General features: G+C 54.1%; 11 protein-coding genes. 7 read left to right on the plus strand and 4 right to left on the minus strand.

The window, feature by feature from the left end:
- Positions 1-111: 111 nt before the first annotated feature.
- Together FHS30_RS09145 and FHS30_RS09150 are read left to right on the plus strand one after the other, a co-directional pair.
- Complete coding sequence (locus FHS30_RS09145; RefSeq protein ID WP_183910131.1) at positions 112-3,027, plus strand: insulinase family protein; 2,916 nt, start codon at positions 112-114, stop codon at positions 3,025-3,027.
- 16 nt (positions 3,028-3,043) lie between these two features.
- Positions 3,044-3,451: an acyl-CoA thioesterase gene (locus tag FHS30_RS09150; RefSeq protein ID WP_183910132.1), complete on the plus strand. Its 408-nt coding sequence runs from the start codon at positions 3,044-3,046 to the stop codon at positions 3,449-3,451.
- A 99-nt stretch (positions 3,452-3,550) separates the two neighbouring features.
- Here FHS30_RS09150 and FHS30_RS09155 read toward each other — a convergent pair whose 3' ends face one another.
- Positions 3,551-4,279, minus strand: a complete 729-nt coding sequence (locus FHS30_RS09155; protein ID WP_183910301.1) for a fibronectin type III domain-containing protein — start codon at positions 4,277-4,279, stop codon at positions 3,551-3,553.
- Between the two features lie 234 nt (positions 4,280-4,513).
- On the opposite strand from FHS30_RS09155, the gene FHS30_RS09160 reads away from it, so the two are divergent.
- From FHS30_RS09160 to FHS30_RS09170, 3 genes are all read left to right on the plus strand, one after another.
- Complete coding sequence (locus tag FHS30_RS09160) at positions 4,514-5,356, plus strand: 23S rRNA (adenine(2030)-N(6))-methyltransferase RlmJ (protein ID WP_183910133.1); 843 nt, start codon at positions 4,514-4,516, stop codon at positions 5,354-5,356.
- A 68-nt stretch (positions 5,357-5,424) separates the two neighbouring features.
- The gene (locus FHS30_RS09165; protein ID WP_343048994.1) at positions 5,425-6,000 is read left to right on the plus strand and encodes an RluA family pseudouridine synthase; all 576 of its coding nucleotides are present in this window, start codon (positions 5,425-5,427) and stop codon (positions 5,998-6,000) included.
- A gap of 92 nt (positions 6,001-6,092) precedes the next feature.
- Complete coding sequence (locus FHS30_RS09170; RefSeq protein ID WP_183910135.1) at positions 6,093-6,380, plus strand: YebG family protein; 288 nt, start codon at positions 6,093-6,095, stop codon at positions 6,378-6,380.
- 252 nt (positions 6,381-6,632) lie between these two features.
- Here the strand turns inward: FHS30_RS09170 and FHS30_RS09175 are convergent, their stop codons facing one another.
- The 3 genes from FHS30_RS09175 to FHS30_RS09185 all read right to left on the minus strand — a co-directional run bounded on the left by FHS30_RS09175 (position 6,633) and on the right by FHS30_RS09185 (position 11,151).
- Positions 6,633-7,880 (minus strand): sensor domain-containing phosphodiesterase, encoded by a 1,248-nt coding sequence (locus FHS30_RS09175; protein ID WP_183910136.1) that lies wholly within the window; start codon positions 7,878-7,880, stop codon positions 6,633-6,635.
- A 487-nt stretch (positions 7,881-8,367) separates the two neighbouring features.
- Positions 8,368-8,811, minus strand: a complete 444-nt coding sequence (locus tag FHS30_RS09180) for a GNAT family N-acetyltransferase (RefSeq protein ID WP_183910137.1) — start codon at positions 8,809-8,811, stop codon at positions 8,368-8,370.
- A gap of 165 nt (positions 8,812-8,976) precedes the next feature.
- A complete protein-coding gene (locus FHS30_RS09185; RefSeq protein WP_246341227.1) occupies positions 8,977-11,151 on the minus strand; it encodes a TonB-dependent receptor in 2,175 nt (724 codons plus the stop codon).
- Positions 11,152-11,385: 234 nt separating this feature from the next.
- Here FHS30_RS09185 and FHS30_RS09190 point away from each other — a divergent pair, with 234 nt between their 5' ends.
- Positions 11,386-12,687 carry a GntP family permease gene (locus FHS30_RS09190; protein WP_183910138.1) on the plus strand — a complete coding sequence of 434 codons (1,302 nt, stop codon included), beginning with the start codon at positions 11,386-11,388 and terminating at the stop codon, positions 12,685-12,687.
- A gap of 9 nt (positions 12,688-12,696) precedes the next feature.
- Positions 12,697-14,721 carry a 3-hydroxybutyrate oligomer hydrolase family protein gene (locus FHS30_RS09195; protein ID WP_183910139.1) on the plus strand — a complete coding sequence of 675 codons (2,025 nt, stop codon included), beginning with the start codon at positions 12,697-12,699 and terminating at the stop codon, positions 14,719-14,721.
- Positions 14,722-14,737 lie beyond the last annotated feature (16 nt).

Below are 14,737 nucleotides of genomic sequence, written 5' to 3' on the forward strand. Positions count from 1 at the left end.
CCCACCGGCAATGACAATCTCGCAGCCTTTTGACCAGTTTTTAATCAGTTCGCACAGTGGGCTGCCGAGGTTTACAATTAGCCCACATTCAACAGGTAAAGCAGTTTTCCCATGAACGCCCATTCCGCATTCGAATTTATCCGTCGCCAGGCCGTCCCATCACTGAATATTGAGCTGGAAGAGTACCGCCACCGCAAGACCGGCGCCCAGCATATACACATCGCCGCCGACAATAACGAAAACGTCTTTTTGGTAGCGCTACGCACAGTGCCGACCGACTCCAGAGGCGTCGCGCATATTCTGGAGCATACCGCGCTGTGTGGCTCGGAGAAATACCCTGTGCGAGATCCCTTCTTCATGATGATCCGGCGCAGCCTGAACACCTTCATGAATGCCTTTACCAGCTCTGACTGGACCGCCTACCCCTTTGCCAGCCAGAACAAAAAAGATTTCAAGAACCTGTTAGAAGTCTACCTAGACGCCGTCTTTTTTGCCCGATTAGACCCGCTGGACTTCGCACAGGAAGGCCATCGCGTTGAATTTGAGCAAGCCGACAATCCAGATTCGCCGCTGGTCTATAAAGGTGTGGTTTACAACGAAATGAAAGGTGCCATGAGCGCAGTGCCATCGCAGCTTTGGCACACCTTGTGCCACCATCTGTTTCCCACCACCACCTACCATTACAATAGCGGTGGCGATCCAAAACACATTCCAGAGCTCACCTACGAGCAATTACAGGTGTTTTACAAAAGCCACTACCACCCCAGCAACGCCATTTTCATGACCTATGGCGACCTGCCTGCTACGGAACTGCAAGCGCAATTTGAAGCCCAAGCCCTCGCGCGCTTTGAAGCATTAGACGAACACATTGCCGTGGGTGAAGAAGTTCGCTTTGACGCACCCAAGCGGGCCAACGCCACTTATCCCCTACCGGCCGATGAATCACTGACTGCAAAAACGCACATCGTGCTGGGCTGGTTGCTCGGAAAAAGTACGCACTTAGACGACGTGCTGGAGGCCCAGCTGCTCTCCAGTTTACTGTTCGACAACAGCGCCAGCCCGCTACAGCACCTGCTCGAAACCACGCCATTAGGCAAGTCGCCATCGCCGATGTGCGGCCTCGACGATTCACAAAAAGAGCTGGCCTTCGTCTGTGGCATCGCCGGCAGTGAAGCCGAGCATGCAGACGCCTTTGAAGCGCAGGTACTCGCCGTTTTCGAAAAAATGGCTGATGAAGGACTGCCGTTAGATCAAGTTGAAGCCAGCCTGCACCAGTTAGAACTCCAGCAACGGGAAATTGGTGGCGACGGCTACCCTTACGGTCTCCAGCTAATCTTGACGTCGCTCACCAGCGCCACCCACCGCGGTGACCCAATGACACTGCTCAATCTGGAACCGGCGCTGGCGGCACTGCGCGAAAAAATTCATCAACCGGGCTACATCCAAGCGCTGGTTAAAAAATGGTTGCTCGATAACAACCATCGGTTGCGCTTGGTCATGACGCCCGACCACCAACAGGCCGAGCGAGAGGCCGCAGAGGAGCGCGCGCGACTCGACGCACTGCAAGCGGAACTCAATGACACAGACAAGCAACGGATTATCGAGCAAACTCAGGCGCTATTGGCGCGCCAAGCGCAGGACGACGACCCTGGGTTGCTGCCCAAAGTCGGCCTAGAGGACGTGCCAGAGGCCCTGCACTATGTGGCGCCAGAAGCCGTCGACGAAGCCGCACCGCGCTTGACCCAATACCGCGCCGGCACCAACGGCTTGGTATACCAACAGGCAATCATCGACATGCCGGCGTTGACGGCCGAAGAGTTTAATCTGCTGCCTATCTACACCTACTGCGTCACAGAGCTTGGGGTTGGTGACAAAGATTATCTGGCCACGCAACAATGGCAATCGCAAGTCGTCGGCACGCTCAGCATGTATTCAAGCCTGCGCGCGGCACCCGATTCAGTGCGCGGTGTGCGCGGTTACCTCACCCTTTCGGCCAAAGCGCTCGCGCGCAATCACAGCCAGGCCACCGCCCTGATGCAAGCGACGCTAGATGATGTGCGATTCGATGAGGCCAACCGCGTGCGCGAACTGGTCGCGCAAATCCGCGCACGCAGGGAACAGGCGGTCACCGGCAACGGCCATTCGCTGGCCATGGCGGCGGCAAGCGCCGGTCACTGTGCCGCGGCGCAATTGAGTCACCAGTTGTCGGGGTTAGAGCGCATCGTTTACATCAAGCAACTGGACGACGCCTTGGCCGATGACGCCGCACTGCAAACCTTGCTCACCGGCTTGGCCGCTGTGCACGAAAAGGTCAAATGCGCGCCCCGCCAATTTTTACTGGTGGCAGATGGCCCCCATCTGCCAGAACTCACCCAGCAACTGGCCAACTGGCGCGCTCACATGCCCGCCAGCGATCAGCATCAGGCCTTTAGCTGGCCCGAGGTCAATGAAACTATCAATGATGCCTGGATCGCCAACAGCCAGGTTAACTTCTGTGCAAAGGCTTACCCCACCGTGCCAATGACTCACGCCGATGCACCGGCGTTGACGGTGCTTGCGGGTTATCTGCGAAATAATTTTTTACACCGAGCGATCCGCGAACAGGGGGGAGCCTACGGTGGTGGCGCCAGCCAAGACAGCAACATTGCCTCGTTCCGGTTTTATTCCTACCGCGACCCTCGCCTGGCGGAAACCTTGCAAGACTTTGATCAATCACTCACCTGGTTGGCACAGCAAAAGGCCGATCCACGCCTGATTGAAGAAGCGGTATTGGGCGTCATTAGTGCTATCGACAAGCCAGGCTCCCCCGCTGGCGAGGCCAAACAAACCTTCCATGCAGAATTATTTGGCCGCACTCGCGCCCTGCGTGAAGATTTCCGCCGCCGTGTATTAACGGTGACGTTTGAAGATCTGCAACGCGTCGCTGCCACCTATTTACGTCCAGAAAAAGCCAGCACGGCAGTCGTGTCACATGCAGCCAAGAAAGAAGAATTGACGCAGCTGGGGCTAACGCTACGCAGCCTTTGAGATTCGGGAAAAATCCATGAGCAAATTATTTGAAAAAGTTATCGCGCCGCGTTTTTCAGAAACCGACGCCCTTGGCCACGTGAGCAATACTACCCTGCCCGTGTGGTTTGAAGACGCACGCCAACCGGTGTTTGAACTGTTTACGCCCACTCTGGACGTCAACAACTGGCCGTTAATTTTGGCGCGCTTCGAAGTTGATTTTACAGCCCAGCTTTTTTACGGCAAAGATGTGCTGATCAAAACAGGGCTTTCACGGCTGGGAAACAGTTCACTTGAGGTCTATCAAGAAGCCTGGCAGGCCGACATTCTGGCGGCTAAAGGTAGAACAACATTGGTTCACTTTGATTACACAACTCAAAAAGCCAAACCCATTGATGACCTCTTAAGACAACAGCTCACCAACTATCTGGTGTCTCCCGTTTAAAAATAGCCCCCATATCAATGGCAGCTGAATAAATGACAAAAAACGCCGGGTCTGCGAGCTCGGCGTTTTCCTTTGACACGCGCGCTACTGTGTAAAAAATTAGCCCTCGTTCACACGCCCGGGAACAAACTGGCTGTAAAGACCGTTGTTGTCATAGGCAGCCACTTCAAATTCATAACTCCCATACAAGTCACCAATGTACTTACTGGTTTCCCAGCCCCCCTCGACCACCACGTAAGTAAAATCTGGCGCGCCCTCTTCCCGATAACGCACCTCGTACCCTCCCAGTTCGGATAAATCCAACGGATCTCCATTTTCGCGCAGCGTCGGCGTATTCCAATTGACGGTCACCGGGCCGGAAACACTCACAGGCCCTTCAGGCACCGGCGTCGGCTCCGGCGTGGGCTCTGGTGTAGGTGTCGGCGTCGGACTATTAGTGGGCGTAGGTGTGGGTGTTGGGGTAGGCGAAGCCGTGGGCGATGTAACGGGCTGAACAATAGCAGATTTGCCCGACTCACCGCTGCCGCCACCACCGCCACAGGCAGTATTCATGATGGGGGAAGCTAAAACCATCACCATGGCAGCTTTGCGCATCACCATCTGCCAATTCAAATTGCGGCGCAGTTGCCAGCGACTGATGTAGCCCAGCTCCACCAAAATTGCCCCCAGTGCATGTCGCTTGGGATCCGGAGCAATGTTGAATTGAATATCTTGCTCGCGACGAGCACGCTGCAACTTAATCGCTTGCTTTAATTGTTTGTGAGATATGACCCCACGCTCAACCAGCAGATCACCGATCCGTGCATTTTGACGACCACCGATTTGCACAATAACAACCTCGAATACCACCTAGTAACTCAAGTTTAGAGGCTGTATCGCATTTGTGGTGACCAGTTGCTTCTTTACAAATGCGCTGTATAAGACTTGTGGCTATAAGCAGCCAACCGCCGTCACAAATCTAGTAAATTAGTACCAAGCATCTAAAGAACATAGCGGGCGCTAGTCTGAGAAAATGGCGTAAATCGGTTACACTGCGGCCCTTGATAAACGCGAAGCCAATCCATGCTCAGCTACCGACACGCCTATCACGCCGGCAATTTCGCCGACACCCTCAAGCACCTGACGATTATCGCCATCCTGCGCCACCTGTGTAAAAAGTCGGGTCCACTCCACTATGTGGACACCCACGCAGGTGCCGGTCGCTATGACTTACAGGATGCCAAAGCCCTGAAGACCCATGAATTCAATGAGGGGATCGGCAAATTGTGGGGCCGGCAGGATCTTCCGCCGTTACTTGACGATTATCTTCAGGTAGTGGCCCGACTGAATCCAAGCAATAACCTCCATTACTATCCTGGCTCGCCGTGGTTTGCGGCCCATTGCCTGCGAGACCAAGACAAACTCGCCCTCTGCGAATTGCACCCCACGGACTTTCCCCTTTTGCGAGAAGTATTTCGAGGCGATATGCGCGTGCGCTGCTTTCACGAAGACGGCTATCAGCGCAGCCTTGCGCTCATGCCACCCCCCACTAAACGCGGGTTGGTGGTCATAGACCCTTCCTACGAAGTGAAAACCGAATACCAAACCGTGGTCAACCATTTACAAGCGCTCCATAAGCGCTTTGCCACCGGCGTTTTTGCGCTCTGGTACCCGGTGGTCGATGCCGGTCGACTGCAGCAGCTGGAATACAGTTTGCGGCAAACGGGCATCAAGCGCATTCAGCTGTTTGAGTTCGGATTGACCGGAAATCACGATTTACCCGGTATGGGCAGCGCGGGCATGGTCGTGATCAACCCACCATGGACGCTGCGCGAGCAGCTGGAATCCACCATGCAATGGCTAATCAACGCCGCCTACCCCGACTCCGATGCCTACTGGCGCTATTTGGAAATTGCGGGCGAATGATGCGCTTCCAATACCGACCACCGGCGGGACTACCAGACACAATATTCTGTGACGATGAGCTGTTAGTAGTGAATAAGCCGAGTGGTCTTCTGTCCAATCCCGGCATCGACCCAATTACCCACGACTGCGCCCTAAGCAGACTGGAACAGCAGTATGGCGCGCTGTTTTTAATTCATCGGCTCGATTGCGACACCTCGGGCTTATTGACGCTAGCTCGCACCAAGGCCGCCGAGCGCTCGCTAAAGATCCAGTGGCAAGAACGTCAAGTGCGCAAACGGTATCAAGCTTTGGTGTGGGGCCAGCCATCGCCGCCGGCCGGCCACATTCACACGCCCCTGGCACCCAATAAAGACCGCGTGCCTCTCTGGCGCCCGGACCCACATGGGAAGCAAGCGCACACAGAATATGAAGTCCTCGATACCGCAGTGGGCCACAGTCGACTGGCGCTAACCCCGAGCACCGGCCGCACTCATCAACTGCGGGTACACATGTTAAGCCTTGGCCACCCCATCTTAGGAGACCGCTTTTACGGCAATGAAGCGGTGCAGGCCGCAGCCCCCCGGCTATGCCTGCACGCCGATAGGCTTTCGCTCGTGCACCCCAATGGCGAACAGCTGCACCTGGAATGCCCGCCCGAGTTTTAAAAGGCCACTCAACCCGCAGCAAAATACTGTTTATTTATACAGATAAATACAGTAGAGTGGCCACCACCATTCACCATGGAGATAAAAAAGACATGGCCATTGAAATTGTATACCGCGTGTTAAAACGCAACGGCGAACAGGCAGGAGAATACATGGACAAGAAACTGGCAGATGCACACGACCAGCGACTCGACTGCGTTTACACCATTGTAGATCTCATCAGTGAAGAGGACACCGGCCTCACAGAGAGCGCCATTGAAGCCCTTGCAGAGCGTCTGATCGACAACCGTCAAGATTTAATGAGCGCCCTTAAAAAAGTAAAGGACCTGCCGCAGGCAGAGCCAGAAAGCAATGTGGCCAGCCTCGCACAAGCGGGCTAATGGGCACTGGGCCTCGGGCGCCCTTCGGGGTGCCACAACCCGCTCCGCAACCGTAAGCGCGACTATCTGCACAAACGCCCTACTCCCAGTGCACTGGCGTTTGCCAAGCCTTGCGACTGCGCAGGAATATCCGTGAAAGATACAACAAGAAAATTTGACGTTTGCGCTTCAATATCACCTATCGAATTGAGCGACACGTTATCTGGCTTGAAAACCCGAATATCTTAAGCGACACGCCATAACTCACGTCCGTTAGCCAACCGAACACCGCTTCTGCTCCAGAAATTGTTCCGCTTCACTCAGTGGCATTGGCCGTCCAATGTAATAACCTTGCAGCTTGTGAACGCCCAATGTGTTCAGTGCTTGCAACTCCGCTGCCTGCTCTACGCCCTCAGCGATGACCTCTGCGCCGACCGAGCGCGCAAAAGCCACAAGTGCCGTCGCCAAGGCCCTTCGCTTGGGGTCTTGATGGATATCGCGAATTAAACTGATATCGAGTTTGATCAAATCTGGATCTAGTTCTAACGTGTGTTGAAAACTCGCATAACCTGCACCGGCATCGTCGACAGCGAGCCGAGCGCCAGCAGCACGCAAAGGCGCCAACGCTTTTCGCAAAGCCGGATAATCGTCAATCGGCGCATGTTCGGTAATTTCTATAACAATTTTTGCCTTTGGCGCTTTCAATAGCGTGCGATGCAATGCGCCACTTAGAATATGAGCCGGCGAAACATTAAGGCCGATATAACAACCAGCGGATAATTTACCTGTAGACTTCAACGCCAACGCAATGGCCGCCATTTCCAACTGTTCGCTCATGTCCACTTGAATGGCTTCATCAAACCACTCGTTAGGTGGGCGATAGGGGTTGGTGTTAAACCGAGTAAGTGCTTCAAATCCGGTAATTCGACCTTCCTTACTATTGAAAATAGGTTGGAAGTAGGTGGTCAAATTATCCTTAGCAAGAATTTCTTCAATAGTTTCTTTAACTTGCTCATTCGCTAGCGCCGATTGACAGTTATCAAATATTAAACGGCCCACCAGCCCTGCAAAGGCTTGAACGAAATTGAGATCTCGACGCGTTAAGCTGGTATCGGCCTCTGCTTTAAAACAGCACAAGGTCCCGTAGAGATCGCCGTTGGGTAATTCAACCGGCACGCCCATGTAGCAGCCAATGCCCAATGCATCAGTCACATCAAGGCCGCGAGTTATTGGGTTTTCCGCCGTATCCGGCACAATACTTGGCAAACGCCCATCGACAATACGCTGACAATAGGTGGACTCTAATGGGTCCCCTGCGCCTGGTCTCACAGGGTGCGTATCCGTAGCGACATCGACCCATCTAAACTCGCGGCGGTTCTCCACAAATTTTGCAATGAACGCAACCTCCATACCCATGTAGGCGCGAATCACCTTTACAATCTCTTGCAAGCTTTGATCTATGGTGTGGAGCTGACCGGCAACGCCGTCCAACATCAATCGGCTAAAACACTGTGTATCCAATCCTTCACTCCCAGCCCTGACTCAACTTGCATAGTGCTAAACAATAATGGAACCCGATCGGAGCCCACCTGCCATATCTCAGTAAAGCCTTACATTGACCAAAAGTCACGCCAGCAACAAAGAAACGATAGTCACGAAATATACAATAGTCATTAAATGTAGCATTGGCTTAATGATAGGCCCGTATCGTTCAAAAAACACCCATTTCTGCACTTTTTAATGACCGTAGGATTAATCCCAGTCATATGCATAGGTAAATAATTAATATTCGTGCAGCCGGAGAAAGATTGGCTTGAGAGGCGTAAATGCGGCGCCCTTGCCACCTTTGCACCACTAATGGCCAAGAGGAGCGATACAGCAAACGGGGTAGTACCTAAGACCGATCCCCTTTTAACGTCACAGACCAGCCCGCTGACATCGGACATGCCTCGACGACTTTCTGTTGTCTGGGGGGCCACACACGGTTGCCTGAACTCACAGCATTGAGCTAGCACTCGAAGGGTAATGAATGGGCATACACACTACGTGCACCGGCTGCGCCAAAATAGCCGGCTTCGCTCCGTATAGAATGAAACCCTAACCGTTGATACAGCATCACTGCAGCAATGTTTTCAGGGTCTACGGTTAACAATAACTGCCTGCACCCAGTGGCTGCTTGCAAAACTTGTCGCACCAGCGCTTGAGCAACGCCCTGCCCTCGCCATGACTCCGCCACCGCCAGTGACAACAGCCATGCATCATCGCTATCGGCATGTGCCCATAGCGCATAACCCACCAATTGCCCCGCACTACAAGCAACCAATAATTTTTCCGGCCAACAATCTATGGCCTGCCGAAAGAAAAATTTGGGGTAGCCATGGCCATCAAAGGCAGCACGTTCCAAGGCGTCCAATGCCAATAAATCCGCGCATTGCGCGCATCGAATCTCCACTGCCGCATGCCCTCCACTTGCTAGATTCAGTCAGACTGGACATCAATTTAGCATTTATGCCGATCCATAAAAAAGGCCCGCACTGCGGGCCAATCACTCTGTAGGGAGCATAAAGGGTAAAACAAGGCGACTAAATTGCCGCCTTAAACGGTCGAGCGAGACACACTAAAAATTGTAATTACCAGACAAAGCAATGGTGCGAGGCGCACCGTAGAAACCAGTGACAAACGCACCACCGAAGTTGTAGCCCGCAACGCGATACTCTTCATCAGTTAAGTTCTTACCCACCAAGCTCAACTGCCACTTTTGATCGCTGCTGTAGAAGGTGGCGCTCATATCAAACAAGGTGTAAGCATCCTGGTCGATTTGGCTTGGCGTCTCAAAAATTTGCGTTTCAGCGCGATAGGAAAGCGTGGGGTTAAACACTAGCTCCGCACCACTGGCGAAGGGCAGCGTGTAGTTTAGCTGCAACATCGCTGTGGTATCCGGTGTATTTTGCATATCGCGATCACTGGAAACATCGACACCGCCGGAAATGAATTCAACAAATTCAGTATCCGCATAACCCAAGGTCATGTTGGCCAACAAGTTTTCAGTCATGGCCAAGGAGGCCTCTAACTCTACGCCTTGAATGCGCGATTTACCGGCATTCAACACCGCACTTGAGAAACCACCGCCGGGCGTAAAGGCTTGCACGGTAACTTGCATGTCGGTGTAATCTGCGTAAAACGCCGCAGCATTCAGGCGCAGGCGATTGTTGAACAAGTCACTTTTAACGCCCATTTCATAGCTGGTCACCGTCTCTGGATCAAACCCGTCGACGGTTGAAGGCAGACTTGCGGCGTCGCCACGCATATCAAAGCCGCCGCTCTTAAAGCCGGTGCTGTAAGTGGCATACACCATCAGGTCGCTGTTCACTTGGTAGTCAATCCCCACGTGCGGGGTAAACTTGCTCCAAGAGTCATCGTTTGAATAATCCGTTAAAGTATTCAAAAAGACTGCCGCGGGTTGCCCGGCATTGTACTTACCGGCGAACAGCGGGCTGTAAGTGCCCAAAAAGTTTGCTTTATACACTTCAGCATCTTTTTTGTCTTGGGTGTAGCGTCCGCCCAAGCTCAAGTTCCAGTCCGGAGCGAATTGCCAGTTGTAATGAGCGTATGCAGACAGACTCTTGGTGTCCACGCTGCCCGCGACTTGTTGGGTGAGATTAATGAAACCCAACACGGCATCAAACGCACCGGTGGCGGAGCCATCGTAGTAATACAATCCGCTGACCAAATTGGCGTTGTCGCCCTCCCAGTTGAGCTGGAATTCCTGTGTGGTTTGGTCATCTTTGTAGAACGCAGGCACATCAAAATCGGGACGGTTTACGCTGTCGAAGTCGATAGCTGTTTCCGTTTCGCCCTCGCGGTAGGCAGTGATAGATTTCAATACCAAGCTGTCAGATAACTGCCATTCGGCCGTCAAAGAAAAGCCGCTGGTTTCGACGCTATTGTCGTGCAACATGTTTGATTCGGTATCGTAAACACTATCTAACACCGGCGCAGCCGTGAGGTCAGCATTCATACGATAGCCGTGTTTAGGCGAGGAGTTGTCAGTTGTTTGGTCTGCGGCCACGCGAATCCAAACGGTATCCGTGGGCGTGAACTCCATTGCAACCCGCGCGCTTAACACGTCTTTGTCGTACTGATCTTTACCGGTCAGCACATTCTCACCGTAGCCATCTCGTTGGAAGCTAGCGATAGCGCCACCAAAGTAAACACCGTCAGCAATTTGCGTTGAGCCCGCCAATTTCACGTCCTGCTGATTGAAGCTGCCCAGAGCACCACTGAGCGTAATACGGGTTTCCTCGTTCATGCGCTTGGTGACGTATTTCACGGCGCCGCCAATGGTATTTTTGCCGTACAGAGTCCCCTGCGGGCCACGCAATACTTCAATGCGCTCGATGTCTAAAACATCCATTACCGCACCCTGTGGGCGCGCGATGTATACATCGTCTACGTAAATACCTACACCTGGCTCAAAGCCCCACAAAGGGTCTTGTTGTCCAATGCCTCGAATAAATGCAGTCAACGTCGAGTTGGTACCGCGCCCTACTTGTAAGGTGGTGTTGGGCGAAAGCTTTTGCACGTCAGTGATGTCGCTAACCCCGTTCTGCATCAGCGCGTCTTCACCAATGGCGGTAACCGCGACGGGCACTTCCTGTAGCGACTGTTCGCGTTTTTGCGCCGTCACCACGACTTCTTCAAGTGCAATTTCTGCAGTGGCGGGCAGCGCGATGCCGGCGGCCAGTGCAATCGCCATTGCCAGAGGCTGAGCATTAAATGTGTAGCTAGTCATGTGATCTACCTTATCTATTGTTATGGATATCTTCATTGCTCGCAGACATGGGGCTACCCCGATGTTTCACCACAGTGTACTGGCCTAGTGGCGTTTTGAATGCACGACCTTGGTATGAGGCAACATCAGTTCTAGTAAAGGGATTCAGGTCGACCATACCAAGGTCTAGTTTCTCTGTCGCAACCATTCGCCATAATGGGCACCCCTAACAATAATGAATCGTTGGAAAAGCCTATGTTCAGCTTGCTGGGTTTGCTGTTTGCCTTGGGTCTGTTGATCTATTTGACCATTAAGGGCATGAACCTGCTCATCGCGGCCCCCATCACTGCCATGATCGTGGCACTGTGTGCCGGTCTGCCGCTACTTCCCGTCGGCGAGGGAGATAACTTCATTCACGCCTACATGAATGGCTTCACCGATTTTATTGCGGCCTGGTTTTTTATGTTTTTGTTAGGCAGTTTGTTTGGCAAATTAATGGAATCCTCTGGCGCCGCCGATCGTATCGCCTCTGATATTGTCCAGTGGCTTGGCATGAAACACGCCACCGCGGCCGTGGTACTCGCCTGTGCGCTGCTAACTTATGGCGGCGTGAGTGTGTTTGTGGTGGCGTTTTCGGCCTACCCCATGGCGGTGAGTTTATTTCGCCAAGCCAATTTGCCGCGCCGTTTCATTCCCGCTGTGATGGCCTTTGGCTCGGTAACCTTCACCATGACCTCCGCCGGCAGCCCTGAAATTCAAAACTGGATACCCATAAAATACCTCGGCACGTCGCCCTATGCCGGCTGGGAAGTCAGCTTGGTGGTGGCCATTGCCATGGCAGCCATGGGCTTCGTTTGGCTCAACGCCATGATGCGCAAAGCCGTTGCCCGTGGCGAATGTTTTCAAGCGCGGGTAGACGACCCCGAATTACAAGACAAGCCACTGCCCTCGCGCTTTGCCGCCGCGGCGCCCATTTTGGCCGTGTTAGGCGTCACCTTTTTCTGCCATGAATATTTCGCGCAATACGCGCTCATTCTTGCCTTATTGGCAGGCTGCTTGGCGGCTTGGGGCTTGGCCCTACGCAGTTTTTCTGGGCTAGACGCTATCATCACCGCCGGCACTACCGGCGCCCTACTCGCCATTGCCAATACCGCCGCCGTGGTAGGCTTTGGCTCAGTGGCAAAGGCGTCGCCCGCCTTTGCGCTGGCCGTCACCAGCATCACCTCCATACCGGGTAATGAGCTCATCGGTGCCGCCATTGCCGTCACGGTGATAGCCGCCATGACCGGTTCGGCGTCGGGCGGCCAAAGTATTGCGCTGCCCGAGTTGGCGCCCCACTATCTCGATGCGGGCGTCAATCCGGATGCCCTGCACCGAGTGGTCGCGATTTCCTCAGGGGCGTTAGACTCGCTGCCACACAACGGCTATGTAGTTACCACCATTCGCGCCATTTGCGGGGAGACCCATAAGGATGCCTACGGACCCATGGGTGCACTTACGGTGGTGGTACCCGTATTGGGCACGATATTGGCGCTCTTTTTATTCATCGTCTTTTAAGGACAACCCATGAGGCTTACCCCGCTATTGCCAATGGTCGCCGCATTGCTGGCGTGTACCGAACAATTTTCACAATCCAATCTGCGACCAGAGGAAGCCCGCAAGCCCACCTTCGCCGTGGATGACATTCGCGTGCACGTTGCTGACGGCGTGACCGATGATCTCGCCACTGCCGGTTTGGGTTTGGCGGGCCTGCGTGGCGCCGCACCCAGCTACCAAGATGCGGAAGCGCCCACGCCGGCGGAACTTCGGCGGCGCGCTTACTATGAAAATTACCGCGCCCTGTTAGCGTTAAATGATGCCGACGGATTCGGGCGACTCTATGCCGATGCCATCGACACACCCGTCGCGGGTCGCGAATACCTCATGCCGGTGCGCTACAACGATCACTCGGTTGCCAACTTGTTGATGGTGCAAGTGCCCGACAGTTTCGACACTAAGCAACCCTGTTTAGTCGTCACCGCCTCTTCAGGCTCGAGAGGAATTTATGGCGCCGTTGGCGTAGTGGGCAGCTGGGCACTCCACAAAGGCTGCGCCGTTGCCACCACAGATAAGGGCACCGGCACCGGCTTTCATTTTCTAGACAGCGGCCAAGCTCAGGCTGTGGATGGCACGCTAGTAGCCGACAATCACGCCAGCGTACATTTTAAAGCGGCGGCCACGACCACACGGGCCGACTTTCAACAATCCTACCCGCACCGCGTCGCCACAAAACATGCCCACAGCGGCAAGCAATTGGAAATGGATTGGGGACATTTTGCACTGCAAGCCGCCCAATTTGGATTTTATGTATTAAACCAATTTCACTCTGCCGAACCACAGGAGAAACAGTTTTACACCCGAACCAATACCACGGTCATTGGCGCGGGCATTTCGAACGGTGGCGGTGCACTGTTGCGCGCGGCTGAGGAGGATGATCAGGGGTGGCTGGACGCCGTGGTGGTTTCAGAGCCCAACGTGTTCCTTCCAAACCAGATGGCGTTTTCGGTTAACGGCCAAAAACAAAAAATCTTGTCATTGCCACAGCTGGCAACACACACCGCCCTGCTCGGCCCATGTGCCGCCTTGGCCGAGGGGCTACCGTCCCCGCTGGCAGCCTATCAGCTACCGCTTTTTCAGCACCACTTTGCTACGCGCTGCGGCCAACTTAAGGCCGATGGGTACCTGACTGCCGAAACCACAGAGCAACAGGCTGCCGAAGCGTTACAGCAGTTGACTGCGCTCGGACTCACCAATGCTGCGCAACCGATGGTCACTACCTCGGCCGCCATTAGCTTATGGGAGGCGTACGTCGTCAACTATCTCAATAGCTACCTCGGCGCCCGCGTCGAAGATCACCAGTGCGGCGTAAGCTATGCCTCTGTCGACGCCCAGGGTACACCGGTAGCCACGGCTGCAGCCGTAAAGGCCGGATTATTTGGCAACGGCAGTGGCGTGGTACCTACCGGCGGCATAACCCTTATCAATGATCAAGCAGAGGGTGGCCCAAAATCCCTCTATTTCTCTCGCAATGCTGCAGGGCAACCGGACTTAGGGTATCAAGCGCTGCGTTGCTTCCACACACTTGCACACAGTGAAGCTGTGAGCACCGTCGTAAATACTCTCGCCATGAGCGGCGATTTGCGCGGCAAACCGGCACTGATCATTCAGGGCACGGGTGACAATCTGATTCAGGTAAATCACTTGGGTCGGGCATACGCCACGTTGCACCAGCGCGCAGCCGCCAAACCCAGTCTGCGCTATGTTGAAATCAGCCACGGCCAGCATTTCGATGCCCTACTCAACTATGCCCCGATGCGCATGCACTACGTCCCCATGCACTTTTACTATGAGCAGGCGTTAAATCAAATGCTCGCGCACCTCACCGACGGCAAGGCACTACCACCCAGCCAAACGGTGCAGGCCAACCCCGTTCAAGATCCAAGCCTGCCCCTTGCCAGCCTGCCGGCAATTGCATTAAATGCAGACACCATGAATGCGTCTTCGGCCAATCGGCCACTGGTAGTTACTCGTGCGGGGGTTCAACTGAAGTAGACCTGCCGCATCGGGT

Source organism: Simiduia aestuariiviva (genome assembly GCF_014192475.1).
Taxonomy (GTDB): Bacteria; Pseudomonadota; Gammaproteobacteria; order Pseudomonadales; family Cellvibrionaceae; genus Simiduia; species Simiduia aestuariiviva.

Coding starts and splice junctions, on each gene's coding strand:
- FHS30_RS09195 (WP_183910139.1), top strand. CDS start 12,697: ATGAGGCTTACCCCGCTATTGCCAATGGTCGCCGCATTGCTGGCGTGT.
- FHS30_RS09145 (WP_183910131.1), top strand. CDS start 112: ATGAACGCCCATTCCGCATTCGAATTTATCCGTCGCCAGGCCGTCCCA.
- FHS30_RS09190 (WP_183910138.1), top strand. CDS start 11,386: ATGTTCAGCTTGCTGGGTTTGCTGTTTGCCTTGGGTCTGTTGATCTAT.
- FHS30_RS09160 (WP_183910133.1), top strand. CDS start 4,514: ATGCTCAGCTACCGACACGCCTATCACGCCGGCAATTTCGCCGACACC.
- FHS30_RS09185 (WP_246341227.1), bottom strand. CDS start 11,151: ATGACTAGCTACACATTTAATGCTCAGCCTCTGGCAATGGCGATTGCA.
- FHS30_RS09170 (WP_183910135.1), top strand. CDS start 6,093: ATGGCCATTGAAATTGTATACCGCGTGTTAAAACGCAACGGCGAACAG.
- FHS30_RS09150 (WP_183910132.1), top strand. CDS start 3,044: ATGAGCAAATTATTTGAAAAAGTTATCGCGCCGCGTTTTTCAGAAACC.